This is a genomic window from Streptomyces sp. NPDC030991 (assembly GCF_055571235.1).
Genome location: NZ_JBVIFR010000002.1, coordinates 234,988 through 259,490 on the forward strand (window position 1 = coordinate 234,988; position 24,503 = coordinate 259,490).

The 24,503-nt window shown below is 71.9% G+C and carries 22 protein-coding genes; 16 read left to right on the plus strand and 6 right to left on the minus strand.

Features of this window, described 5'->3' with window-relative positions:
- Positions 1-155: 155 nt before the first annotated feature.
- The 13 genes from ACZ45E_RS04635 to ACZ45E_RS04695 all read left to right on the plus strand — a co-directional run bounded on the left by ACZ45E_RS04635 (position 156) and on the right by ACZ45E_RS04695 (position 13,712).
- A complete protein-coding gene (locus ACZ45E_RS04635) occupies positions 156-1,799 on the plus strand; it encodes an acyl-CoA dehydrogenase family protein (RefSeq protein ID WP_468216485.1) in 1,644 nt (547 codons plus the stop codon).
- A gap of 243 nt (positions 1,800-2,042) precedes the next feature.
- A complete protein-coding gene (locus ACZ45E_RS04640) occupies positions 2,043-3,329 on the plus strand; it encodes a GAF domain-containing protein (RefSeq protein WP_468216488.1) in 1,287 nt (428 codons plus the stop codon).
- Between the two features lie 78 nt (positions 3,330-3,407).
- A complete protein-coding gene (locus tag ACZ45E_RS04645) occupies positions 3,408-3,992 on the plus strand; it encodes a GNAT family N-acetyltransferase (protein ID WP_468216491.1) in 585 nt (194 codons plus the stop codon).
- A gap of 337 nt (positions 3,993-4,329) precedes the next feature.
- Positions 4,330-6,030, plus strand: a complete 1,701-nt coding sequence (locus ACZ45E_RS04650) for a nitrite/sulfite reductase (RefSeq protein WP_468216493.1) — start codon at positions 4,330-4,332, stop codon at positions 6,028-6,030.
- Entirely contained in the window at positions 6,027-6,215 is a 189-nt protein-coding gene (locus ACZ45E_RS04655; RefSeq protein WP_468216494.1) for a hypothetical protein, read from the plus strand. Before ACZ45E_RS04650 ends, ACZ45E_RS04655 begins: the two co-directional genes overlap by 4 nt.
- Positions 6,212-6,982: a phosphoadenylyl-sulfate reductase gene (locus tag ACZ45E_RS04660; RefSeq protein ID WP_468216497.1), complete on the plus strand. Its 771-nt coding sequence runs from the start codon at positions 6,212-6,214 to the stop codon at positions 6,980-6,982. The genes ACZ45E_RS04655 and ACZ45E_RS04660 overlap by 4 nt, the downstream gene beginning before the upstream one ends.
- The gene (gene cysC / locus ACZ45E_RS04665) at positions 6,975-7,571 is read left to right on the plus strand and encodes an adenylyl-sulfate kinase (RefSeq protein ID WP_468216499.1); all 597 of its coding nucleotides are present in this window, start codon (positions 6,975-6,977) and stop codon (positions 7,569-7,571) included. Before ACZ45E_RS04660 ends, cysC begins: the two co-directional genes overlap by 8 nt.
- On the plus strand, positions 7,568-8,503 hold the full coding sequence (cysD, locus tag ACZ45E_RS04670) for a sulfate adenylyltransferase subunit CysD (RefSeq protein WP_468216500.1): 936 nt from the start codon (positions 7,568-7,570) through the stop codon (positions 8,501-8,503). The genes cysC and cysD overlap by 4 nt, the downstream gene beginning before the upstream one ends.
- 2 nt (positions 8,504-8,505) lie before the next feature.
- Positions 8,506-9,852: a sulfate adenylyltransferase subunit 1 gene (locus tag ACZ45E_RS04675; RefSeq protein ID WP_468216502.1), complete on the plus strand. Its 1,347-nt coding sequence runs from the start codon at positions 8,506-8,508 to the stop codon at positions 9,850-9,852.
- A 226-nt stretch (positions 9,853-10,078) separates the two neighbouring features.
- Positions 10,079-11,191 carry an aliphatic sulfonate ABC transporter substrate-binding protein gene (locus tag ACZ45E_RS04680; RefSeq protein WP_468216504.1) on the plus strand — a complete coding sequence of 371 codons (1,113 nt, stop codon included), beginning with the start codon at positions 10,079-10,081 and terminating at the stop codon, positions 11,189-11,191.
- Between the two features lie 67 nt (positions 11,192-11,258).
- Complete coding sequence (locus tag ACZ45E_RS04685) at positions 11,259-12,050, plus strand: ABC transporter ATP-binding protein (protein WP_468216507.1); 792 nt, start codon at positions 11,259-11,261, stop codon at positions 12,048-12,050.
- The gene (locus ACZ45E_RS04690; RefSeq protein ID WP_468216510.1) at positions 12,037-12,963 is read left to right on the plus strand and encodes an ABC transporter permease; all 927 of its coding nucleotides are present in this window, start codon (positions 12,037-12,039) and stop codon (positions 12,961-12,963) included. The genes ACZ45E_RS04685 and ACZ45E_RS04690 overlap by 14 nt, the downstream gene beginning before the upstream one ends.
- An 8-nt stretch (positions 12,964-12,971) precedes the next feature.
- Positions 12,972-13,712 (plus strand): sirohydrochlorin chelatase, encoded by a 741-nt coding sequence (locus ACZ45E_RS04695; RefSeq protein ID WP_468216513.1) that lies wholly within the window; start codon positions 12,972-12,974, stop codon positions 13,710-13,712.
- Positions 13,713-13,725: 13 nt separating this feature from the next.
- Here ACZ45E_RS04695 and ACZ45E_RS04700 read toward each other — a convergent pair whose 3' ends face one another.
- The gene (locus tag ACZ45E_RS04700; RefSeq protein ID WP_468216516.1) at positions 13,726-14,706 is read right to left on the minus strand and encodes an ArsR/SmtB family transcription factor; all 981 of its coding nucleotides are present in this window, start codon (positions 14,704-14,706) and stop codon (positions 13,726-13,728) included.
- Positions 14,707-14,807: 101 nt separating this feature from the next.
- Here ACZ45E_RS04700 and ACZ45E_RS04705 point away from each other — a divergent pair, with 101 nt between their 5' ends.
- The gene (locus ACZ45E_RS04705; RefSeq protein ID WP_468216519.1) at positions 14,808-16,097 is read left to right on the plus strand and encodes an MFS transporter; all 1,290 of its coding nucleotides are present in this window, start codon (positions 14,808-14,810) and stop codon (positions 16,095-16,097) included.
- Here the strand turns inward: ACZ45E_RS04705 and ACZ45E_RS04710 are convergent.
- The gene (locus tag ACZ45E_RS04710) at positions 16,087-16,668 is read right to left on the minus strand and encodes a TIGR03086 family metal-binding protein (RefSeq protein WP_468217128.1); all 582 of its coding nucleotides are present in this window, start codon (positions 16,666-16,668) and stop codon (positions 16,087-16,089) included. The genes ACZ45E_RS04705 and ACZ45E_RS04710 overlap by 11 nt on opposite strands.
- A gap of 100 nt (positions 16,669-16,768) precedes the next feature.
- A complete protein-coding gene (locus ACZ45E_RS04715; RefSeq protein WP_468216521.1) occupies positions 16,769-17,773 on the minus strand; it encodes a ketopantoate reductase family protein in 1,005 nt (334 codons plus the stop codon).
- Between the two features lie 118 nt (positions 17,774-17,891).
- On the opposite strand from ACZ45E_RS04715, the gene ACZ45E_RS04720 reads away from it, so the two are divergent.
- Entirely contained in the window at positions 17,892-18,758 is an 867-nt protein-coding gene (locus tag ACZ45E_RS04720) for an aldo/keto reductase (RefSeq protein WP_468216522.1), read from the plus strand.
- Here ACZ45E_RS04720 and ACZ45E_RS04725 read toward each other — a convergent pair.
- Together ACZ45E_RS04725 and ACZ45E_RS04730 are read right to left on the minus strand one after the other, a co-directional pair.
- Entirely contained in the window at positions 18,742-19,296 is a 555-nt protein-coding gene (locus ACZ45E_RS04725) for a DUF1697 domain-containing protein (protein WP_468216524.1), read from the minus strand. The two genes, ACZ45E_RS04720 and ACZ45E_RS04725, sit on opposite strands and share 17 nt — an antisense overlap.
- Before the next feature lie 84 nt (positions 19,297-19,380).
- Entirely contained in the window at positions 19,381-20,589 is a 1,209-nt protein-coding gene (locus ACZ45E_RS04730) for a S8 family peptidase (RefSeq protein ID WP_468216527.1), read from the minus strand.
- A 348-nt stretch (positions 20,590-20,937) separates the two neighbouring features.
- Between ACZ45E_RS04730 and ACZ45E_RS04735 the strand changes: the two genes are divergently transcribed.
- Positions 20,938-23,235: an MMPL family transporter gene (locus tag ACZ45E_RS04735; RefSeq protein ID WP_468216530.1), complete on the plus strand. Its 2,298-nt coding sequence runs from the start codon at positions 20,938-20,940 to the stop codon at positions 23,233-23,235.
- A gap of 39 nt (positions 23,236-23,274) precedes the next feature.
- Here ACZ45E_RS04735 and mgt read toward each other — a convergent pair whose 3' ends face one another.
- Positions 23,275-24,498 (minus strand): macrolide-inactivating glycosyltransferase, encoded by a 1,224-nt coding sequence (mgt, locus tag ACZ45E_RS04740; protein WP_468216531.1) that lies wholly within the window; start codon positions 24,496-24,498, stop codon positions 23,275-23,277.
- Between the last annotated feature and the right edge of the window lie 5 nt (positions 24,499-24,503).

Below are 24,503 nucleotides of genomic sequence, written 5' to 3' on the forward strand. Positions count from 1 at the left end.
CCCCTGGTGCCCCCTGCCCGCGCCCGCGCGCACACCGGCCCCCGCGGTCGCGCCGCACACCGCCGACGACCGGCCGGCGGAGCGCCCCGCTTTCCGCTCCGGGGCCCCGCGGGCGCGGTCGCGGGAGGGGCCGCGCCGCCGGTAGATTCGCTGTCATGTCGGGCAGCACGCACACGGTCACCAATCAGCCTCCGCCCCTGACGGGGTACGACGTCTTCGCCGCCGACCGGGTCCTCACCGAGGGTCTCGAGCGGCATCTGGCACCGGAGCTCCTGGACGAGGTCGGCTCGGAGCTGACGGTGCTCGGCCGCGCCGCCGGTTCCGCGCAGGCGCGGGAGTGGGGGCGTCTGGCGAACGCGTACCCGCCGGTGCTGCGCACCCACGACGGTTACGGCCACCGGATCGACGAGGTCGACTTCCATCCGTCCTGGCACCGCCTGATGGGCAAGGGCGTCTCGGCGGGGCTGACGGCGGCGTGGTCGCGTCCCGCGGGCCATCTGCGGCGCGCGGCGGCGTTCCTGGTGTGGTCGCAGGTGGAGGCGGGGCACCTGTGCCCGCTGTCGATGACGCACGCGGCCGTGCCCGCGCTGCGCGCACAGCCCGATCTCGCCGCGGAGTGGGAGCCGCGGCTGACGTCCACGGTCTACGACTTCGGGCTGCGGCCCGCCGCCGGGAAGGCCGGGGCGCTCCTCGGCATGGGGATGACGGAGAAGCAGGGCGGCAGCGACGTACGGGCGAACACGACGCGGGCCGTGGCGCTCGCGGAGGACGGGACGTACGCGCTCACCGGGCACAAGTGGTTCTGCTCCGCGCCGATGTCGGACGGGTTCCTGGTGCTCGCGCGGGCCGACGAGGGTCCGACGTGCTTCCTCGTGCCCCGGGTACTGGCGGACGGGGCGCGCAACCCGTTCGCGATCCAGCGGCTCAAGGACAAGCTGGGGAACCGGTCGAACGCGTCGGGCGAGGTCGAGTTCGACTCCACGTGGGCGCGGCGGGTCGGGGACGAGGGGCGCGGGGTGCGCACCATCATCGACATGGTCGCGGCGACCCGGCTCGACTGTGTGCTCGGCTCCGCGGCGATCATGCGGCAGGCGGTGGCGCAGGCGGTCCACCACTGTACGTACCGGGAGGCGTTCGGCGGGAAGCTCGTCGACAAGCCGCTGATGCGCAACGTACTGGCCGATCTGGCCCTGGAGTCGGAGGCCGCGACGACGCTGGCGCTGCGGCTCGCGGCGGCGTACGACCACGCGGCCGGCGGCGACGAGCAGGAGCGGGCGTTCCTGCGGCTCGCCGTGCCCGCGGCCAAGTACTGGGTGACGAAGCGGTGCACGCCCCACGCGGCCGAGGCCCTGGAGTGTCTCGGCGGCAACGGGTACGTGGAGGAGTCGGGGATGCCGCGGCTGCTGCGCGAGTCGCCGCTCAACTCGATCTGGGAGGGCGCCGGCAACGTCCAGGCCCTGGACGTGCTGCGGGCGTTGCAGCGCGAACCGGCGGCGTTCAACGCCTTCCTGCTGGAGGTCGGCAGGGCGCGCGGCGCCGATCACCGGCTGGACACGGCCGTGAAGGACCTGCTGACCGAACTCGGCGATCTGGACGGCATCGAGGCGCGGGCGCGGCGGCTGGTGGAGCGGATCGCGCTGGTGCTCCAGGGGTCGCTGCTCGTGCGGTACGCGCCGCCGGAGGTGGCGGACGCCTTCTGCGCTTCGCGGCTCGGCGGGGACGGCGGGGCGGCGTTCGGGACGCTGCCGCACACGCTGGGGCTCGCGGAGATCGTGGAGCGGGCCCGCCCGGTGGGCTGAGACGCGCCGGCTCGAACGGTGCTGACGCGGGGATGGTGCTGCGCCGACACGGCACCATCCCCGCCTTTCAAACCCCTTGAGGAGCTTGAACGCCACCGGGGTGGCGTTGGTTGCCAGTCTCGTTCGCCGTAGGGGCGTTCGCCAGGGTTGCAGGGGGTTGCAACGTATGCAGCCGACGCCCACCCTTGTCGCGGCGCGAAGGTGCACCATAGGGGTAACTCTTCGCAAACCGAGGATTCAGGCATGAACAAGGACTCGACGATCGACCTGGCGCGGCTGACCGCGATGGACGCGGCGTTCGCCTCCCGCCTGCTCAAGGGCGTGCGGGACGCGATGCTCTCCGGGCAGCGGCCACCACTCCTGCCGCGGCCGGAGATCGGGGAGTCCTGGCGGCGGATGCAGCGCGTCGGCGTCGACCCGGACCGCGACCACCGCTCGGGGCTGCTCGGCGCCGACGAGGTGGAGGAGCGGCGCCGGTCCTCCCCGCTGCTGTCCGTGCTGCCGGTGCTGCGTGAGGCGCTGGTGACGGTGGCCGAGGCGGCTCAGCACATCATGGTGGTCAGCGACGCCGAGGGCCGGCTGTTGTGGCGTGAAGGGCACCCGGGCGTGCTCCGCAAGGGCGACCGGCTCGGTTTCGAGGTGGGTGCGCACTGGGCCGAGGACGTCGTCGGGACGAACGGGGTGGGGACGCCGCTGGTGACGCGGCGGCCCGTCCAGGTCTTCTCCGCCGAGCACTTCGTGCGGTCCCACGACCCGTGGACGTGCGCGGGCGCGCCGGTGACGGATCCGCGCGACGGCCGGCTCCTCGGGGTGGTGGACGTCAGCGGCCCGCTGAAGACGATGCATCCGGCGACGCTGTCGTGGGTGCGGTCGGTGACGCAGCTCGCGGAGGCGCGCCTGCGCGAGCAGCATGTGGGCGCGCTGGAGCGGCTGCGCGCCGTGGCGGCGCCCGTCCTCGCCCGGATCGGCGGCCGGGCGCTGGCCGTCGACCGCGACGGATGGACGGCGGCGGTCACCGGGATGCCGTTGACCGAGCGGGTGGCCCTGCCCAGGTCGCTGGCGGAGGGCGCCTGCTGGGTGCCGTCGCTCGGCACCTGCGAGGCGGCGCCCCTGCCGGGCGGCTGGCTGCTCCGAGTGGACGCCGCGCCGGAACCGCTCGAAGGGACCCGTGTACGCCTGGACGTGAGCCGGCCGCGCCGCTGGTCGGTCGAGGTGTCGGGCGCGGCGGGCTCCTGGGCGCACGAACTGAGCCCGCGCCACGCCGAGTTGCTGTATCTGCTGGCCTGCCGGCGCGGCGGGCGCAGTGCGGCGGGGCTGGCCGAGGACCTGTTCGGGGACCCGGCGCGGACGGTGACGGTGCGGGCGGAGATGTCGCGGGTGCGCCGCTACCTCGGCGGCCTGCTGTCGCACCGCCCGTACCGTTTCCTGGAGGACGCGGACGTGGAGGTGGTGGTGCCGGACGACCCGCTGGACCTGCTCCCGCACTCCACGGCGCCGGCGATACGCAGGGCGCGGACGCCCGCGCTGTGAGGCCCCGCCCCGGCCGGACACCCGCGCCGCGAGGCCCCGCCTTGGCCGGACGGCCGTGCCCGTGCTGACATGGGCCGCATGAGCAACAGCACCGTCACCGTGACCACTTGGTCGCTGGAGCAGACCTCCCCGTCCGACCTGCGCCCGGCCGCCCCGCCCGGGGGCGACGACGTACGCATCGTGCGCGCCGAGGTGCCCTCGCCCGAGTTCAGCCGTTTTCTGTATGCGTCCGTGGGCGCCGACATCAGGTGGGTCGACCGGCTCGGCTGGTCGTACGCGCAGTGGCAGGAGCGGCTGACGCGGCCGGGCACCGAGACGTGGGTCGCCTACGACAAGGGGACACCGGCCGGGTACGTCGAGCTGGCCGCGCAGGACGACGGGGCCGTGGAGGTCGCCTATTTCGGGCTCGTCCCGGCGTTCCGGGGCCGGCGGATCGGCGGCCACCTGCTGTCGTACGGGGTCGCGCGCGCCTGGGACCTGGCGGAGCGGTGGCCGGGGCGGAAGCCGACCGAGCGGGTGTGGCTCCACACGTGCAGCCTCGACGGGGAGCACGCGATGACCAATTACGAGCGGCGCGGCTTCCGGCTGTTCAGGACGGAGACGGGCGAGCAGCCGGAAACGGCCGCTCCGGGTCCGTGGCCAGGCGCCTTCCCGTCCGCCTGACGCCATTGCGGGCGTATCCGACTATTCACCGGCCCTCCATGTGATCGGGACCACCATCGTCCACGATGCGGGACAACCGCGTCCAAATGACGGACGATGGTGGACCGGGCCCAAAGTCCCGTGACACGCTTCCGTCATGTCTACAGCTGGAATCGCCTTGGTGAGTCGACGGCACGTCGACTACGGCCGCATGTCCAGCGCCATCTGTCCGGCGCGCTGAGAGAACCAGCCCCGCCGACATTTTCCGCCTCACCTGATCACCCAGCGCACCGCCGCGCCCTCGCGCGAAGTGTGCTGGTCAGAGCCGCCCAAGCCTGCTTGTGAAGGACGTACATCCATGGCTGCCACCCCCGAAAAGCCCGCTGCCGCCGCGCCCCGCCGCAAGGTGAGCCGTCACCGCGGCGAGGGCCAGTGGGCCGTCGGCCACCACACGCCGCTCAACGGCAACGAGCAGTTCAAGAAGGACGACGACGGTCTCAATGTGCGGACGCGCATCGAGACGATCTACTCCAAGCGCGGTTTCGACTCCATCGACCCCAATGACCTGCGCGGACGTATGCGCTGGTGGGGTCTGTACACCCAGCGCCGGCCCGGGATCGACGGCGGCAAGACCGCCGTCCTGGAACCGGAGGAGCTGGACGACAAGTACTTCATGCTGCGCGTGCGCGTGGACGGCGGCCGGCTGACCACGGCGCAGCTGCGCGTCATCGGCGAGATCTCGCAGGAGTTCGCGCGCGGCACCGCCGACATCACCGACCGGCAGAACGTCCAGTACCACTGGATCCGGATCGAGGACGTGCCCGAGATCTGGAACCGTCTTGAGGCCGTCGGCCTGTCGACCGTCACCGCCTGCGGCGACACGCCGCGCGTGATGATCGGCTCGCCGGTCGCGGGGATCGCCGAGGACGAGATCATCGACGCCACCCCGGCCCTCGAGGAGATCAAGCGCCGCGTCCTGAACAACCCGGCGTACTCGAACCTGCCCCGCAAGTTCAAGACGGCCATCTCCGGCTCCCCGCTGCTCGACGTGGTGCACGAGATCAACGACGTCTCGTTCGTCGGTGTCGTCCACCCCGAGCACGGTCCCGGCTTCGACCTGTGGGTCGGCGGCGGCCTCTCCACCAACCCCAAGCTGGGCGTCCGTCTCAACGCCTGGGTGCCGATCGACGAGGTCCCCGACGTCTACGAGGGCGTCATCTCGATCTTCCGTGACTACGGCTACCGCCGGCTGCGCACCCGCGCCCGCCTGAAGTTCCTGGTCGCCGACTGGGGTCCGGAGAAGTTCCGCCAGGTCCTGGAGGACGAGTACCTGGGGGGCCGTAAGCTCATCGACGGACCCGCCCCGGCCCAGCCCTCCCAGCAGTGGCGCGACCACATCGGCGTGCACCGGCAGCAGGACGGCCGGTTCTACGTGGGCTTCGCCCCGCGCGTCGGCCGCGTCGACGGCGCCACGCTCACCAAGATCGCCGATCTGGCCGAGGCGCACGGTTCGGGCCGGGTGCACACCACCGTCGAGCAGAAGATGATCGTGCTCGACGTCGAGCAGGACCAGGTCGACTCGCTCGTCGAGGGCCTGGAGGCGCTCGACCTCACCGCCCGGCCCTCCACGTTCCGGCGCGGCACCATGGCCTGCACCGGCATCGAGTTCTGCAAGCTCGCCATCGTCGAGACCAAGCAGCGCGGCTCCCAGCTGATCGACGAACTGGAGCGCCGCCTCCCGGAGTTCGAGGAGCCGCTCACCATCAACCTGAACGGCTGCCCGAACGCCTGCGCCCGCATCCAGGTCGCGGACATCGGTCTCAAGGGCCAGCTCATGCTCGACGCGAACGGCGAACAGGTCGAGGGCTATCAGGTGCACCTCGGCGGAGCGCTCGGCCTGGAGGCCGGGTTCGGCCGCAAGGTGCGCGGCCTGAAGGTCACGTCGGCCGAGCTGCCCGACTACATCGAGCGGGTCCTCAAGCGCTTCCAGGCGGAGCGTGAGGACGGCGAGCGGTTCGCCACCTGGACCACCCGCGCCTCCGAGGAGGCCCTCTCATGAGCGAGCGCGCGGCCCCCTTCTACTGCCCCTACTGCGGCGACGAGGACCTCCGGCCCAGCGAAGCCGCCGGAGCCGGCCACGGCGCCTGGGAATGCGCGGCGTGCAACCGAGCCTTCCAACTGAAGTTCCTCGGGCTCCTGGCCCGCGGGCTTCAGCGCAACAACGGTGGAAGGGAACAGATATGACGACAGCTCAGATTTCGTCAGACATCGAAGAGTCGGACACCGAAAAGTCGGGCACCGAAAAGTCGGGCACCGAAAAGTCGGGCACCGAGGAGTCGAAGGCACTCGCCGAGCGGGCCGGACGTGACCTGGAGGACGCGTCCGCCCTGGAGATCCTCCAGTGGGCCGCCCGCACCTTCGGCAGCGAGTTCTGCGTGACCTCGTCCATGGAGGACGCGGTCGTCGCCCACCTCGCCTCCCGCGCCCTGCCCGGTGTCGACGTCGTCTTCCTCGACACCGGCTACCACTTCGAGGAGACCATCGGCACCCGCGACGCCGTCGAGGCCGTGATGGACGTGAACGTCATCACGCTCACCCCCCGGCAGACCGTCGCCGAGCAGGACGCCGAGTTCGGCCCGAAGCTGCACGACCGCGACCCCGACCTGTGCTGCGCGATGAGGAAGATCAAGCCGCTCGAGGACGGGCTGGCCAAGTACGCCGCGTGGGCGACGGGTCTGCGCCGCGACGAGTCACCGACCCGCGCGAACACGCCGGTCGTCAGCTGGGACGAGAAGCGGCAGAAGGTCAAGATCTCCCCGATCGCCCGCTGGACGCAGGACGACGTCGACGCGTACGTCACCGAGCACGGCGTCCTCACCAACCCGCTGCTGATGGACGGGTACGGCTCCGTGGGCTGCGCCCCGTGCACCCGCCGCCTCCTGGAGGGCGAGGACGCCCGCGCCGGACGCTGGGCGGGCCGCACCAAGACCGAGTGCGGAATCCATGGCTGAGGCGACCGAGACCGCCGGGCACCTGGACCAGACACACCCTTTGGAGAAGCAAGTGACCGGAGCCACGATCTGGCTCACGGGTCTGCCGAGCGCCGGCAAGACCACCATCGCATGCGAGCTGGCGAACACGCTGCGCGCCGAGGGCCACCGCGTCGAGGTGCTCGACGGGGACGAGATCCGCGAGTACCTCTCGGCGGGCCTCGGCTTCAGCCGCGAGGACCGGCACACGAACGTGCAGCGCATCGGATTCCTGGCCGAACTCCTCGCCCGCAACGGCGTGTTGACCCTCGTCCCGGTCATCGCCCCGTACGCGGACAGCCGCGAGGCGGTGCGCAAGCGCCACCAAGTGGGCGGCACCGCCTACCTGGAGGTGCACGTCGCCACACCGGTGGACGTGTGCTCCGAGCGGGATGTGAAGGGCCTCTACGCCAAGCAGGCGGCGGGCGAACTCACCGGCCTCACCGGCGTCGACGACCCGTACGAGGCGCCCGACTCGCCCGACCTGCGCATCGAGTCGCACCACCAGACCGTGCAGGAGTCCGCGGCCGCGCTCCGTGCGCTGCTCACCGAAAGGGGTCTCGCCGCATGACGACCGTAGTGACTGTCTCCGAGGAGACCGACAGCCCTTACGCGCTCAGCCACCTGGACGCTCTGGAGTCCGAGGCGGTGCACATCTTCCGCGAGGTGGCGGGCGAGTTCGAGCGGCCGGTGATCCTCTTCTCCGGCGGCAAGGACTCGATCCTCATGCTGCACCTGGCGCTGAAGGCGTTCGCCCCGGCGGCGATCCCCTTCTCGCTGCTGCACGTCGACACCGGGCACAACTTCCCCGAGGTCCTGGAGTACCGCGACCGCGTCGTGGCCGAGCACGGCCTGCGGCTGCACGTCGCCTCCGTGCAGGAGTACATCGACCGCGGGGTGCTCAAGGAGCGGCCCGACGGAACCCGTAACCCGCTCCAGACGCTGCCGCTGACCGAGAAGATCCAGGCGGAGAAGTTCGACGCGGTGTTCGGCGGCGGGCGCCGCGACGAGGAGAAGGCCCGCGCCAAGGAGCGGGTGTTCTCCCTGCGCGACGAGTTCAGCCAGTGGGACCCCCGCCGTCAGCGCCCCGAGCTGTGGCAGCTCTACAACGGCCGCCACGCACCCGGCGAACACGTCCGCGTCTTCCCGCTCTCCAACTGGACCGAGCTGGACGTGTGGCAGTACATCGCCCGCGAGAACATCGACCTGCCGCAGATCTACTACGCCCACGAGCGGCCGGTGTTCAGCCGCAACGGCATGTGGCTGACGGCCGGCGAGTGGGGCGGCCCCAAGGAGGGCGAGAGCGTCGAGACCCGTCTCGTGCGCTACCGCACCGTCGGTGACATGTCCTGCACCGGCGCCGTCGACTCGGACGCGACGACCATCGAGAAGGTCATCACCGAGATCGCCGCGTCCCGGCTCACCGAGCGGGGCGCCACCCGCGCCGACGACAAGATGTCCGAGGCCGCGATGGAAGACCGCAAGCGCGAGGGGTACTTCTAACCATGAGCACGACCACTGCTGCCGAAGAGCTGGCCGGCCTGTCGGCCACCACCCTGCTGCGGTTCGCCACCGCCGGCTCCGTCGACGACGGCAAGTCCACGCTCGTGGGCCGGCTGCTGCACGACTCCAAGTCGGTCCTCACCGACCAGCTGGAGGCCGTCGCGTCCGCCTCGCGCTCGCGCGGCGCCGCCGAGCCGGACCTCGCGCTGCTCACCGACGGCCTGCGCGCCGAGCGTGAGCAGGGCATCACCATCGACGTCGCCTACCGCTACTTCGCCACGCCCCGGCGCCGCTTCATCCTGGCCGACACCCCCGGCCACGTGCAGTACACCCGCAACATGGTCACCGGCGCCTCCACCGCCGACCTCGCCGTGGTCCTCGTCGACGCCCGCAACGGCGTCATCGAGCAGACCCGCAGGCACGCCGCCGTCGCCGCCCTGCTGCGCGTCCCGCACGTCGTCCTCGCGGTCAACAAGATGGACCTCGTCGACTACAAGGAGAGCGTCTTCGCGAAGATCGCGGAGGAGTTCACGGCGTACGCGGCGGGCCTCGGCGTCCCGGAGATCACCGCCATCCCGATCTCCGCGCTCGCCGGCGACAACGTCGTGGAGCCCTCCGCCAACATGGACTGGTACGGCGGCCCGACCGTCCTGGAGCACCTGGAGACGGTGCCGGTCAGCCACGACCTCACCAGCTGCCACGCCCGGCTGCCCGTGCAGTACGTGATCCGGCCGCAGACCGCCGAGCACCCCGACTACCGGGGGTACGCGGGGCAGATCGCCGCGGGCACGTTCCGCGTCGGCGAGTCCGTCACCGTACTGCCCTCCGGCCGTACGTCGAAGGTCGCCGGGATCGACCTGCTGGGCACGGCGGTCGACGTCGCCTGGACGCCGCAGTCCGTCACCCTCCTCCTGGAGGACGACATCGACGTCTCGCGCGGCGACCTGATCGTGCCGAGCGACGACGCGCCCGCCACCTCGCAGGAGATCGAGGCGACGGTCTGCCACGTCGCCGACACCCCGCTCGGTGTCGGCCAGCGGGTGCTGCTGAAGCACACCACCCGCACCGTCAAGGCGATCGTCAAGGAGATCCCGTCGCGGCTCACGCTCGACGACCTCTCCCAGCACCCCGAGCCGGGCCGGCTCGTCGCCAACGACATCGGCCGCGTCAGGATCCGTACCGCCGAGCCGCTCGCGCTCGACAACTACGCGGACTCGCGGCGCACCGGCTCCTTCCTGCTGATCGACCCGGCGGACGGGACGACGCTGGCGGCGGGCATGGCCGGCGAGGCGTTCGCCGCCGCCGAGACACCGGCCGCCGTCGTCGACGAGGACGGCTGGGACTTCTGACATGACCTCCATCGACTACTACGGCACGTTCGCGAAAGAGGGCGGCCGCGTCGGCAGCGGCGCCCTCGGCAGCGGACAGGGCGGGGTCGCGCGATGTGCGCGATGACGTACGCGCACTGCCTGCGCGCCCACCCCCCCCACACCGTCCGTCGAAAACGAAGACCTGCCGACCACCCGGCCACGCCCTGACCGCGTGACCGCCGGGCCAACGAGGGGAAAACCTCCCGTGCCTGCCAACCGTTCCACCCTTACGCGCCGCGGCCTCGTCGCCGTCGCCGCGCTGCCGCTCCTCGCGCTCACCGCGACGGCCTGCGGCTACGGCTCGGACAGCGACGACAGCTCCAAGGAGAACGTCTCCGCCAAGGGCAAGGCCCTCTCCGCGGACTCCGTCAAGATCGGTTACTTCGGGAACCTGACCCACGGCACCGCCCTCGTCGGCAACCAGAAGGGCTTCTTCCAGAAGGAGCTCAAGGGCACGCAGGCGAAGTACCAGGTCTTCAACGCCGGGCCGTCCGAGATCGAGGCGCTCAACAGCGGCTCCATCGACATCGGCTGGATCGGCCCCTCCCCCGCCATCAACGGCTACACGAAGTCGCAGAGCAAGTCGCTGCGCATCATCGGCGGTTCGGCCTCCGGCGGCGTGAAGCTGGTCGTCAACCCGAAGAAGATCAAGTCCCTGGACGACGTCAAGGGCAAGAAGATCGCCACCCCGCAGCTCGGCAACACCCAGGACGTCGCGTTCCTGAACTGGATCGCCGAGAAGGGCTGGAAGGTCGACGCGAACTCCGGCAAGGGGGACGTGTCCGTGGTCCGCACGGACAACAAGATCACGCCCGACGCCTACAAGTCCGGTTCCGTCGACGGCGCGTGGGTGCCGGAGCCGACCGCGTCCAAGCTGGTCGCCGAGGGCGCCAAGGTGCTGCTCGACGAGGCGGACCTGTGGCCCGACAAGAAGTTCGTGATCACGAACATCATCGTGAAGCAGTCGTTCCTCAAGGAGCACCCGGACGTCGTCGAGGCCGTGCTGCGCGGTTCGGTCAAGACGAACAAGTGGATGAACGCCAACCCGGACGACGCCAAGGCCGCCGCCAACAAGCAGTTGGAGAAGGACTCGGGCAAGGCGCTCCCCGCGAAGGTGCTCGACCCGGCGTGGAAGTCCATCGAGTTCACCGACGACCCGCTGGCCTCGACCCTCGACTCCGAGGCGGACCACGCGGTGAAGGCGGGTCTCCTGGAGAAGCCCGACCTGACCGGTATCTACGACCTGAAGCCGCTCAACAAGGTCCTCGCGGCCACCGGTGGCACCAAGGTCGACGACGCCGGCCTCGGCGTCAAGTGACCGGCATCACGTAACCAGCACACCAGCCGAGTTCACCGGATTCACGGATTCCCAGGAGGTGACGACCATGGCGACAACTCTTGCCAAGGCGGGCGACTCCGCCACCGCGACAGGCGGCAGGGCGGCCCGGATCGAGCACGTCTCGAAGTCCTTCGCCACACCGGCGGGCCCCCAGCTCGTCCTGGACGACATCACGCTCGATGTCGCGCCGGGCGAGTTCGTCACCCTCCTGGGGGCCTCCGGATGCGGCAAGTCGACGCTGCTCAACCTGGTGGCCGGGCTCGACCGGCCGTCCGCGGGCGCCATCGCGACGGACGGCCGGCCGGCCCTGATGTTCCAGGAGCACGCCCTCTTCCCGTGGCTGACCGCGGGCAAGAACATCGAACTCGCCCTGAAACTCAGGGGAGTCGCGAAGAACGACCGGCGTGACCGCGCCGAGGAACTGCTCGAACTCGTACGGCTGCAAGGCGCGTACGGCAAGCGCGTGCACGAGCTGTCCGGCGGCATGCGCCAGCGTGTCGCCCTGGCGCGGGCGCTGGCCCAGGACGCCGGGCTGCTGCTGATGGACGAGCCGTTCGCGGCGCTCGACGCGATCACGCGGGATGTGCTGCACGACGAGCTGACCCGCATCTGGCGGGAGACGAAGGTCTCCGTCCTCTTCGTCACGCACAACGTGCGCGAGGCGGTGCGGCTCGCCGAACGGGTGGTGCTCCTGTCGTCGCGGCCCGGGCGCATCGCCCATGAGTGGACGGTGGACATCCCGCAGCCGCGCCGTATCGAGGACGCGGACGTGGCCGAGCTCTCCGTCGAGATCACCGAACAACTGCGTGGGGAGATCCGCCGTCATGGCAAGGACTGAACCGACGGCCGCCGTCGACGAGGTCGAGGAGGCCGGCCCGGCCAGAACCGGCAAGGACGACCTGGCGGGCCTGGAGGCCGGCCTGGACGCGCTGGAGAGCGTGGACACCGGGCGCGTCCCGTTCAGCCGGACGTTCCGCGAGAAGATCCTGCCGCCGCTGACGGCGGTCCTCGTCGTGCTCGTGGTCTGGCAGGCGCTGATCTCCTTCAAGATCGTCGATGATGCGACGAAGCTGCCCGCGCCGTCGGCGGTCTGGGACGAGGTGCAGGACGCCTGGCTCAAGGGCGAACTGCTCGGCTACATCTGGACGAGCGTCTCGCGCGGTCTGCTCGGCTTCCTGTTCGCGCTGGTCATCGGCACGCCGCTGGGGCTGCTGGTGTCGCGGGTGAAGTTCGTGCGCTCGGCGATCGGCCCGGTCCTCTCCGGCCTCCAGTCGCTGCCGTCGGTGGCGTGGGTCCCCCCGGCCGTGCTGTGGCTCGGCCTGAACAACTCGATGATGTACGCGGTCATCCTGCTCGGCGCCGTCCCCTCGATCGCCAACGGCCTGGTGTCCGGCGTCGACCAGGTGCCGCCGCTGTTCCTGCGCGCGGGCCGCACGCTCGGCGCGACGGGTGCGCGCGGGCTGTGGCACATCGTCCTGCCTGCGTCGCTGCCCGGCTATCTGGCGGGGCTCAAGCAGGGCTGGGCGTTCTCCTGGCGTTCACTGATGGCGGCGGAGATCATCGCGTCCTCGCCCGACCTGGGCGTCGGCCTCGGCCAGCTCCTGGAGAACGGCCGCAACGCCTCCTCCATGCCCATGGTGTTCCTGGCGATCCTGCTCATCCTGATCGTCGGTATCGTCATCGACCTGCTGATCTTCAGCCCGTTGGAGCGCCGCGTGCTGCGCAGCCGCGGCCTCCTCGTCAAGAGCTGAGCCGCCCCATGCACCATCCGCCCGTCCTGCTGGTGATAGCCCACGGCAGCCGCGACCCGCGGCACGCCGCGACGGTGCACGCCCTCGTGCGCGAGGTGCGGGCGCAGCGTCCCGGCGTGCGGGTGGAGACGGCGTTCCTGGACTTCGACATCCCGTCGGTGAACGGGGTGCTGGAGTCCCTGGCGGCGGAGGGCGTACGCGATGTGGTCGCCCTTCCGCTCCTCCTCACCCGTGCCTTCCACGCGAAGTCCGACATCCCGGCGGCGCTGTGCGAGGCCCCGCGTTCGCTGCGGATCCGCCAGGCGGACGTCCTCGGCCCCTCACCGCTCCTCCTCTCGGCGCTCGAACGACGCCTGTACGAGGCCGGGCTCACCCCCGCCGACAAGCCCACGACCGGCGTCGTGCTGGCCTCGGCGGGCTCCTCCGACCCGGAGGCGATCGCAGTGATCGCTGATATCGCGCGGGAGTGGCGGCACACCGGTTGGTGCGCCGTGCGACCTGCGTTCGCCTCCGCTTCCCTGCCCCGTACGGAGGACGCCGTACGAGAACTGCGCGCCCTGGGCTGCGACCGGGTCGCGGTCGCCCCCTACGTCCTGGCCCCGGGCCGCCTCCCGGACCGCATCGCGCGGGGCGCGGCCGGGGCGGACGTCCTGGCCGAGGTACTGGGGGCGGCGCCGGAGGTGGCGCGGGTGCTGGTGCGGCGTTATCAGGGGGCGCTGGTACGGGAGTTGGTGGCGGTGGGGGCCTGAGGGGCGCCGCCGGTCAGCCGCACAGCCGCTCCCCCAGTTCGCTGCGCCGGTACCGCACGCTCCGCCCGCTGCGGGTGCGCAGGAGCAGGCCCGCGTCGTAGAGGATCGACAGGTGCTGGCTCACCGCGCCCGGGGTGATCGCCAGACGGTGGGCGAGTTCCGTCGTGGAGGCGGGTTCTTCCAGGAGGCGCAGGATGCGGGCGCGGGCCGTGCCGAGGAGGCGGGACAGGGCCTCGCCGGTGACCGGGGGCGGCGTCTCGGAGATCGTGGCGCGGCCGCGCGCGGGGTAGGAGAGCAGCGGGGGCAGCTCGGGGTCGATCATGGTGTGGGCGCCCTGGGCGAAGAGCGTGGGGACGAGGACGAGGCCCCGGCCGCCGATGCGGATGTCGGCCTCGGGCCAGGGGTGCCGGTCGAACTTCTTGACCAGGGTGAGGACTTCCCCGCTCCAGTTCAGCCGCGGGTCGAGGCTCGCGAAGAGGCCGCCCGCGCCCTGCTCGGCGAGGACCTTGCCGCGGTGGGCGAGGTCGGCCTCCAGGACGGCGTGGACGCGCGGCCACCAGTCCGGGGCGAGGCAGTCGTGCCAGTAGGCGTCCAGGGCGGTGACGATCCTGGCGAGGAAGGCGGCGGGGTCGGCGAGGCCCTGGCGGACCGCGGGAGGTAGCGGGGCGGGCCCGTAGGCCGCGGTGAACTCCGGTCCGAGGACATGCGGCGGGGTGCGGCCGAGCGCGGCGAGCTGCTGACCGAAGGCGGGCCTCGGCCGGTCCGGACGCGGGGTGAGGAAGTCCGGGATCCACAAGCTCGGCGCGATCAGCGCGGTCAGCAGCTCGGTGTCCTGGCGGCGGAAGGCGGGGGTCAGCCGGCGCAACCAGGGGCGCTGATGCGGGTAGCGGGCGGGGTCGCGCCAGCAGCGCAGGGAGTACACGGCCTCCTGGAGCGGCGAGTACGCGAACGACGTACGGGCGAGGTCGCCGACGACGAACCGGAATTCGATCATCCCTGTCCCTTCTCCCCCTGGTTCTCCCCTCGGCCGCCGGGACCCTTTAGGCGCACGCTAAAGGAATATTCCTCCGGGGCGGCATCCGGTTCGCTGTGGGCATGACCACTTCGCCGACCGAGGCGCGCCCCGCCGGGACCGTGCCCACCACCCGGTTCGCCGGCATGCTGCCCACCGATCCGCTGTTGCTGCGCCTCTCCCTGCTCACGCTCCTCAACGCGTTCGGGCGCGGCCTGTTCTTCCCGGTGAGCGTGCTGTACTTCACCCGGGTCGTCGGTCTGGGCGCCACATCGGTCGGAATCGGCCTGACCGTGGCGGGGCTGTTCGGGATCGCGGCGGGGGTGCCCGCCGGGTGGGCGTCGGACCGGTGGGGGCGCCGGCCGGTGCTGACGGCGCTGTGGATCGGGTGCGGGGTGATGCTCGCGGCGTACACGGTGATCGGCTCGTACGCCTCCTTCCTGGCGACCGCGATCGGGTACGCCGCGCTGTGCCAGGCGAGCATGGGAGTGCGTAACGCGCTCTACGCCGATGTGCTGCCCGCCCGGACGCGCGTGGAGGGCCGGGCGCATCTGCGGATGGTGACCAACGTGGGGATGGGCGCGGGCGGCGCGTTCGGTGCGCTGGCGCTCCAGGCGGACAGCCGGGCCGGGTACACGGCGCTGATCCTCCTCGACGCGGTGGCGTTCGTCGTGTCCGCCGTGCTGGTGCACAGGCTGCCGCACAGCGCGGCGCCGCGACCGGTGGACGACGTGCCCGCGCGGGACCGGCTGCGGGCGGTGCGCGATCTGCCGTACCTGGGCGTGACGTTCCTCAATGCCGTACTGGCCCTGCAGTACAGCCTGTTGGAGGTGGGGCTGCCGCTGTGGATCGTGCAGCACACACAGGCGCCGCGCTGGTCGGCCGCCCTGATCATGGTCCTCAACTGTGTGCTGGTGGCGCTGCTCCAGGTACGGGCGACGCGCGGCGTGGAGGACCTGCCGGGCGCGGTACGGGTGATGCGCCGCTCGGGGCTGCTGCTCGCGCTGGCCTGCGCGGTGTTCGCGTGCACGGCGGGCCTGTCACCGCTGTGGGCGCTGGTGATCCTGGTGGTGGGCGCGGTGGTGCAGGTCCTCGCCGAGGTGCTCTCCGCGGCGGGCGGCTGGACCGTCGGATACGGGCTCGCGGACGCCCGGGCGCAGGGCGTCTACCAGGGTGTGTTCAACTCCGGGCAGGCCGCGGCGACGATGGCCGCGCCGGCCCTGGTGACCGTGACGGCCATCGACCACGGGGCGGCGGGCTGGGCCGTGCTCGGGGTGCTGTTCGTCGCGGCGGGACTGGGGGTGGGGCCCGCCGTGCGCAGGGCGCGTCACGACGCGTGGCGCGGAGAGCAGGGTGAGCCCGTCAGCTCCTGACGGGAACGGGGTCGCGGCCGCTCAGCGCGAGCGCCCGCTCGTACCCGGACGCCCCGGCGGCCACCTCGACGGGCTCGGCGAAGCCCTCGTACTGCCGGTAGAGCGCGGCGTTCTCGCCGACGACGCGCAGCAGCAGCGCGGCGGCGCCGTCCGAGACGTGGAACTCCTGGCCGGTGGCGCGGGCCACGTCCCAACCGTGCAGGACGAGTTCGGCCCAGATGAGGACGGCGACGCCGGGGGCGGGCTGCCGGTCGGAGCCGAGGTCGATGGCGCCGTCCCATGTCTCGGGCGCGGACCAGGCGGCGACCGCCCGGTCGAGCTGGGCGGCGTAGCGCGCGGCCCAGTCCTGATCGGTGGTGAAGTCGCGGCCGGTCAGTTCATCGGGCAGCTGAAGGCGGCGGGCGCGGTGCTCCAGGCCGTGCGAGCTGTACAGGACCCAGTGGTTGACGAGGGTCCGCACGTCCCAGTCGCCGCAGCGGGACGGGGCGTCGAGCCGGCCGGCCTCGACCCCGGCGGCGACGCGGGCGGCCTCGGCGGCGGCTTCGACGAGGTACGGGTACACGGTGTCCATGCGTTCTTTCATGGCCCCGACGCTATGGCGCGGCGTCCCGCTGCCTCTTGAACAAACGCGACAGGGACGGGAACTCCACGGGGAGAGCGTGGCGGGCCGGCTAGCGGCGGGCGTCGACCGCCGCGGTCAGGTCGGCCACGGAGGTCGCGCCCGCCGGGCGCCGTTGCCGCGCCGCCTCGTCGGCGTACTCCTGGAGGACGTCGTTGACCGGGGTCGGCACCCCGTGCAGCCGGCCGAGGAGGGCGATCTCGCCGTTGAGGTAGTCCGCCTCGATGGTGCCGGTGCCCCGCTGGAGGGACTGCCAGGAGGAGCCGCCGCCGCGCGGGGACTTGTCGACCGGCTCGAACCGGATCCTGTCGGCCCGCGCCTCGCGCTCCTCGTCCTGCGGCGTGTACGCGATCCCGGCCGCCGCGAGCACGGCCTCGCCCTCGGCGCGGGCCCGCCGGACGAGGGCGGCGCCCTCGTCGCCGGTGAGCACGCCGGAGACCGCCTCGACCGCGTTGGCCAGGTTCGCCAGGAGCTTGGCGTACTTCCAGCGCATGACGTCGGTGGCGACGGGCGCCCCGAAGTGCGACCGCTCCAGATCGGCGGCGATCGCCCGTGCCGTGTCGTCGCTGCCTTCGGGGTAGCGGCCCAGGTGCAGGATGCCGGTGAGCGGGGCGCCGTCGGCGCGCACGACGCCCGGCTCCACGAAGGTGGCGGGCAGCCAGACGCACATCGCGTACACGCGCTGGAAGGTGCGCAGGGCGAGCCGCTCGCTCTCCACGCCGTTCTGCGCGCACACCAGCGGCAGCCGCCGGGCCGCGGTGGAGCCGCCCGCGACGGGCCGGGCGCCCCAGGCGGCGAGCGCGGCGGCGCTGTCCTGGGTCTTCACGGCGAGGACCAGGACGTCGTCGGCGCCGAGGGTGCCGAGCGCCTCGGGTCCGTCGACGACGGGGAGGCGGTGGGTGTGCGCTCCGTCCGGGGTCCGCAGCGTCAGCCCCCGGTCGCGCAGCGCCTCGTACTGGCTGCCGCGCGCCACGAGGACGACGTCGTGGCCCGACTGCGCGAGCCGGCCGCCGATGGCGCCGCCGACCGCTCCTGCTCCGATGATGAGATAGCGCATGCCCGCGAGCCTTTCACGCTTGTTTGCAGGGACCACCGACACGGCCGTTGCGATCGGGCAAACTCTCGCCCGGCCACCGCCGTGCGGGGGCCCTGAGGGCATTGGATACCGTCGCGTCATGACGCACCACGACCCGCACGAGGTCTTCCGCATCGGTTCCGACCTGCCCGTACGCCGTCTCGGTTACGGCACCGTGCATCTGACGGGGCCCGGCTGCTGGGGCCCGCGCGGCACCGACGCGGAGGCGGCCGCCCTGCTGCGGCGCGCCGTCGAGCTGGGCGTGACGCTCGTCGACACCGCCGACAACTACGGCCCGGACGTGGCCGAGGAGCGGGTCGCCGCGGCTCTGCACCCGTACACCGACGGCCCTGTGATCGCCACGAAGGGCGGTGTCGTCCGCGATTCCGCCGAGGCGTGGCACATCGAGGGGCGCCCCGAGCGGCTGCGCGCGATGTGCGAGGCGAGTCTGCGCCGGCTGCGGCTGGACCGTATCGACCTGTATCAGCTGCACCGGTTCGATCCCGAGGTCCCGATGGCCGAACAGCTGGGCGCGCTGCGGGAGTTGCGGGACGAGGGCAAGATCCGCCACGTGGGCCTCGACTCGGTCACGGCCGAGCAGTTGCGGGCGGCGCTTGAGCTGGACATCGTCCCGGTCGTCTCCGTGCAGAACCGGTACAACCTCCTGGACCGCGCCTCGGAGCCGCTGCTGAAGCTGTGCGAGGCGCACGGCATCGCGTTCCTGCCGTGGTTCCCGCTGGGCAACGGGGGCCTCACCGACGACCCGGTCTGCGCCGGCATCGCGGCGGCGCACGGCGCGACCCCGGCGCAGATCGCCCTGGCGTGGCTGCTGCACCACTCCCCCATGCTCTGCCCGACGCCGGGCACCGGGACGCTCGCGCACCTGGAGGAGAACCTGGGCGCGGCGCGGGTGCGGCTCACCGCGGAGGACATGTCCCGGCTGGACGCGCTCACGCCCCGCTCGTGAGCTCCACCAGCTTGACCACGGTGTTCCAGTTGCGGCTCGTCGCGATCAGCCCCTTGTTCAGCGCGGGCCGGCCCAGCTGGACGCCCAGTTTCGAGGTGCCGAGGCCGCCGGGGGCGTAGAGGTACAGGGCGCGGTCGCCGAGCCGGAACTCCTCGGGGGCGTAGGCGGCCGGGTCGAGGCCGGCGAACCGCTCCGCAGACACCGGCCCGGAGAAGTACGTGACGTGCAGCTGCTTGCCCTGGAGTTCGGCCGCGGGGAAGGGGCACGCCTCCATGACGGCCCGGAGGTAGGCGTGGTCCCGTACGAGGACGTCCACCGCGAAGCCGAACTCGCCGCTGATGGCCGCCTCGATGTCGCGCGCGAGCGACGTCTCGTCGCCGCTCTCCGCGGCGAAGGTGACATTGCCGCTCTGCAGGTAGGTGCGGACGTCCGTGCATCCCGACGCCGCGATCAAGGGGCGCAGTTGGGCCATCGGTACTTTTCTGTTGCCGCCTACGTTGATGCCGCGCAGCAGTGCCGCGTATCTCCTGGTCGTCATCCGGCCACGATAGGCGGACACGGCAGGGCGGCCGCCGTGCCCCGTGGGGGTGGGCGCGGCGGCCGCCGGTTCTGGTGCCCCGTCCTACTCGACGATCTTCAGGAGCTTGTTCGGGGTGCCGTCGGAGGCGTTCTTGACGGCGTCGGGGGTGGCGCCGCCGGTGAGCGCCGCGGCGACGTCGGCCGGGGCCGCGTCCGGGTGCCCGGCGAGGTAGACGGCGGCGGCACCGACGACGTGCGGGGTCGCCATCGACGTACCGGAGATGGTGTTCGTGGCGTCGTCGCCGGTGTTCCAGTCGGAGGTGATGTCCGAGCCGGGGGCGTAGATGTCCACCACGGAGCCGTAGTTGGAGAAGTCCGACTGCTCGTCGTCCTTCGTGGAGGAGGCGACCGTGATGGCCTCGGGGACGCGGGCCGGGCTGGACGTGGCGGCGTCCGCCGACTCGTTGCCGGCCGCGACCGCGTACGTGACGCCCGACGCGATCGACTTCTGCACGGCCGCGTCCAGCGCCTCGTCGACGCCGCCGCCGAGCGACATGTTGGCGACCGAGGGGCCCTGGTGGTTCTGGGTCACCCAGTCGATGCCGGCGACGACCTGTTCGGTGGTGCCGGAGCCCTCGTTGTCCAGGACGCGGACGGCGACGATCTTCGCCTTCTTGGCGACGCCGTGCGCGCTGCCCGCGATGGTCCCGGCGACGTGCGTGCCGTGCCCGTTGCCGTCGTCGGCGCTGTCGTCGTTGTCGACGGCGTCGAAGCCGTAGGAGGCGCGGCCGCCGAAGTCCTTGTGACTGATGCGCACGCCGGTGTCGATGACGTACGCGGTGGCGCCCCCGCCCGCGCTGTCGGGGTAGGTGTACTTCCCGTCGCCTGCGGTGTCCGCCTGGTCGATGCGGTCCAGGCCCCAGGAGGGCGGGTTGTCCTGGACGCCGTCGATGTGGAACTTCTTGTTCTGGACGACCTTGCCGACCGACTTGTCGGCGGCGAGCTGCTTGGCCTCGGTCTCCGAGAGTCCGTTCACCGAGAAGCCATTGACGGCGGAGGCGTAGTTCCGCTTCAGGGTGCCGCCGTACTCCTTGGCGAGGTCCTTCTTGGCGGCGGTGTTCGCCTTCTGGTCGAGCAGCACGATGTAGCTGCCGGACACGGCGCCCTTGGCGTCGAGGCCGTAGACCTTGCCCTGGGCGGGGGCCGCGGCTCCCGCGAAGCCGCCGGTGAAGACCGTCACGCCGACCGCCGTCGCTGCCGTGGCTATCGCCGCGGTCAGCTTCATCGTGCGGGCACGCTTGTGAACTGCCATGAAGAGGGATCTCCTCGTGGTGATGTGGGGGGATGAGGTTCTACGCGCGTGGGGGCGCGTAATTTGGTGCGGTCCCCGGCAATCTCCGGAAGATCTCCGGGGGTTGAGACGAAACCCTGACCGATTGACGCGACCAGATCAAGACCTACATACACCTGTGACTTGTTCAACAAGGTTCTGTAATAACAAAGTGGACGCATCCCCTCATTGGCGGCGTGGTCCGTGACGTCCCGATAGATGTAGGGGGCCCGCCTCATCCTCCGTGGCGACCCGGGGCCCGGCGCCTCACCGGGCAGCACGACGAACGCGGCCGGGCCTGGCCCTACCTTCGATTGCGGAGGTGGGCTCATGGGGAGGAACGGGGACCAGGGGGAGCGACGGGTGCGGGGCTTCGCGGCCCGGGCCGGCGGCTGGAGCGTCCGGCACCGCTGGGCGGCGGTGGGGATCTGGGTGCTGTTCGTCGTCCTGGCGATGGGGCTCGGCTCGGCGGCGGGGCGCGTCGACGTCGAGGACGGCGACCAGCTCAGCGGCGAGACCGGCCGGGCCACGCGCATCGTGGACGACGCGGACATCGACGAGCCGGTGGGCGAGACCGTGCTCGTCCAGGGCAAGGACCGGCAACTGGTATCCACGGCACCGGAGTTCAAGCGAGCCGTCTCCGACGTCGTGCGGGCCCTCGAAGGTTCGGGCGCGGTGACGGACGTGCGCTCGCCGTACGCCGCCGGTGCCCGGACCGTCTCGGTGGACGGCCGCACCGCGCTCGTCCGGTTCGCCATGCGCGGCGACCCGGAGACGGCGCCCGACCGGGTCGAACCGGTCCTGGCCGCGGTCGAGGGTATCGCCGACGACCACGACGCGCTGCGGATCGAGGAGATCGGCGGCGCCAGCATGGGCAAGACGTTCGACGACGCGTTCGGCGACGACTTCCAGCGGGCCGAGCTCTCGGCGGTCCCGGTGGCGCTCGGCATCCTGCTGATCGCGTTCGGCGCGGTCGTCGCGGCGCTCCTCCCGGTGGCGCTCGCCGTCACGGCGATCATGGCGACGATGGGGCTCATGGGCGTCGTCAGCCACCTCCAGCCGATGAGCGAGACCGCCAACTCGGTCATGCTGCTCGTCGGCCTGGCGGTCGGCGTCGACTACTGCCTGTTCTATCTGCGCCGCGAGCGCGAGGAACGTATGAAGGGCCACGATCCGCAGACCGCGCTGCGGATCGCGGCGGCCACCAGCGGCCGGGCGATCATCGTCTCCGGTGTCACCGTCTGCGTGGCCATGGCGGGCATGCTCTTCACCGGCCTCGCCGAGTTCCAGGCCATGGGCGTCGCCTCGCTGATGGTGGTGGCGGTCGCCATGGTCGGCTCGGTGACCGTGCTGCCCGCCCTGCTCTCGCTGCTCGGCGAGCGCGTGGAGAAGGGCCGGATCCCGTTCCTGCGCCGCGCGAGGCGCCGGGACGGCGACAGCGGCCGCACCGCCGACGGCGCCGAGGCCGGCAGCCGCTTCTGGAGGCGGGTCCTCGCGGTCGTGCTCACACGGCCCGCCGTCTCCGTGGCCGTCGCGGTCGGCGCGCTCCTCGCGATCGCCGCGCCCGCGCTCGGCATGAAGACGCAGAATCTCACCCTGGACCAGGAGTTCGGGGACTCGCTGCCGATCGTGAAGACGTACGACCGGCTCAACGAGGCGTTCCCGGGCGGCTCGGACCCGGCCGAGGTGATCGTGCGGGCCGACGACATCGAGGCGCCCGCGGTACGCGCCGCGCTCGCCGACTTCCGTGCGCGGGCGGTGAGTTCGGGCGCGTCACGCGGCCCGGTCGAGATCACCGTGCACGCGAAGGAGAACGTGGCGTTCATCGACGTACCGCTCGTCGGCGGCTCCGACCAGGGGAAGGCCGAGAAGAGCCTGGCCCTGCTGCGTGATCACGTACGCCCTGACACGCTCGGCACGGTCGACGGCGTGGAGGCGCCCGTCACCGGGCAGGTCGCGGGGTCGAAGGACTTCAACGACCAGATCGTCGGCTCGGTCGTCCCCGTCTTCGTCTTCGTGGTCGTCTTCGCCTTCCTGCTGATGCTGCTCTCGTTCCGTTCGCTGACCGTCGCGGTCACGTCGATCGTCCTCAACCTGCTCTCCGTGGGCGCGGCGTACGGGATCCTGGTCGCCGTCTTCCAGAACGGGTGGGGCGCGGGGCTCGTGGGTGCGGAGGGGGTCGGCGCGATCATCTCGTGGCTGCCGCTGTTCCTGTTCGTGATCCTCTTCGGGCTTTCGATGGACTACCACGTGTTCGTGGTGTCGCGGATCAAGGAGGCGCGCCTTCAGGGGCGTACGAACGAGGACGCCATCCGGCACGGTGTCGTCACGACGGCGGGGGTGGTCACCAGCGCCGCCGTCATCATGGTCGCCGTCTTCGGCATCTTCGGGACGCTGTCCATGCAGTCCTTCAAGCAGATGGGCGTGGGCCTGGCCGCCGCGGTCCTGATCGACGCGACCGTCATCCGGGGCGTGCTGCTCCCGGCGGTGATGGCGCTGCTCGGCGAGCACAACTGGTACCTGCCGAAGTGGCTGCGCCGCATGCCGGACCTGACCCACGACGAGCCGGCCGGGCCGGAGCCGCGGCCGGACGAGCAGGAGGACGGCCCCGTGCCGGTCGCCCCGTGAGGCGTGGCGGGTGACGAGCGACGCGCTGGGCGAGGCGTCTCATGCGGCGGGCAGTTCGGCCTCGACGAGGTCGGCCGCCCGCCGCGTGCCGCCCTCGCCCTTCATCTCCTGCCGGATCGCGGCGAGGCGGCGCGCCACCTCGGGGTCGTCGACGAGGGCGAGGACCGCCGCGCGCAGGGTGTCGGCGGTCGCCTCCTCCATGGGGACGTGGCGGGCGACGCCGAGGGCCTGGAGCATGTCGGCGTTGCCGAACTGGTCGACGGCCTGGGGGACGGCCACCATCGGCGTGGCCGTGGCGAGGCCCTCCTGGCTGCCGCCCGCGCCGGCGTGCGTGATGAACGCGTCGGCCTTCTCCAGGACCGCCTGCTGCGGGACCCACTGGCGCACGTCCACGTTCCCGGGGATCTCGCCGAGGTCGTCCGCCATGACGTGCCTGCCGACCTGGAGCACGACGTGCCAGCCGGGCAGGGAACCGAACGCCTCGACGCACTCGCGGTAGAAGGCGGGCTGCTTGGTGAAGGCCGAGCCGAGCGAGACGAGCAGCACCCGCTCGGCGCCGGCCGGGCGCTCCCAGTCGCCCTGCGCGTCCCGCTCGCCGCGGCAGGCCCCGACGAAGGTGTACGTCTTCTCGTCGACCCGGTCGGCGTTCGGCTGGAGCGCCTTGGGGATGAGCACCAGAGAGCGGTCGGGGCGGCCCCAGAACTCGTCGGCGGTCCTGGGCACCCCGTTCTCCCTGAGCCAGTCGGTGAACCTGTCGAAGTACGCCTTGCCGCGCGGGGTCCGCCGGGGCTCCGCCCACATCGGCTCGGCGATCTCCTCCGCGTACCCCTCCCATGCCACGAGGTTGGGCGAGAGGGAGATCGCGGGCACGCCCCAGCGGTGGGCGAGGACGGCCGCCGGGTACGAGGTGATGTCGTGCAGTACGAGGTCGGGCACGCCCGCTCCGCCGTCTCCCTCGTACGCCTCGACGAGCTGGGGCAGCGCCTGGACGGCGTCGGTCAGGAACGGTTCCACGTTGTCGAGGAGCGTGCTCCCCCAGGCCGCCGGGTCGTCGTCGGGGCCGGGCAGGGTGGTGCGGTAGAGCACCGGCTCGGCGCCGGTCGCGGCGACCTTCTCCTCGAAGAGGTGCGGGATCGCGTACGTGACGCGGTGGCCCCGGGCGACCAGCTCCCGGATCACCTCCAGGCTCGGGTTCACGTGCCCGTGGGCGGCGATGGAGAACATGGCGATATGGGCGGGCTTGCGGTGGGCCTGGGGTGTCATGGCTC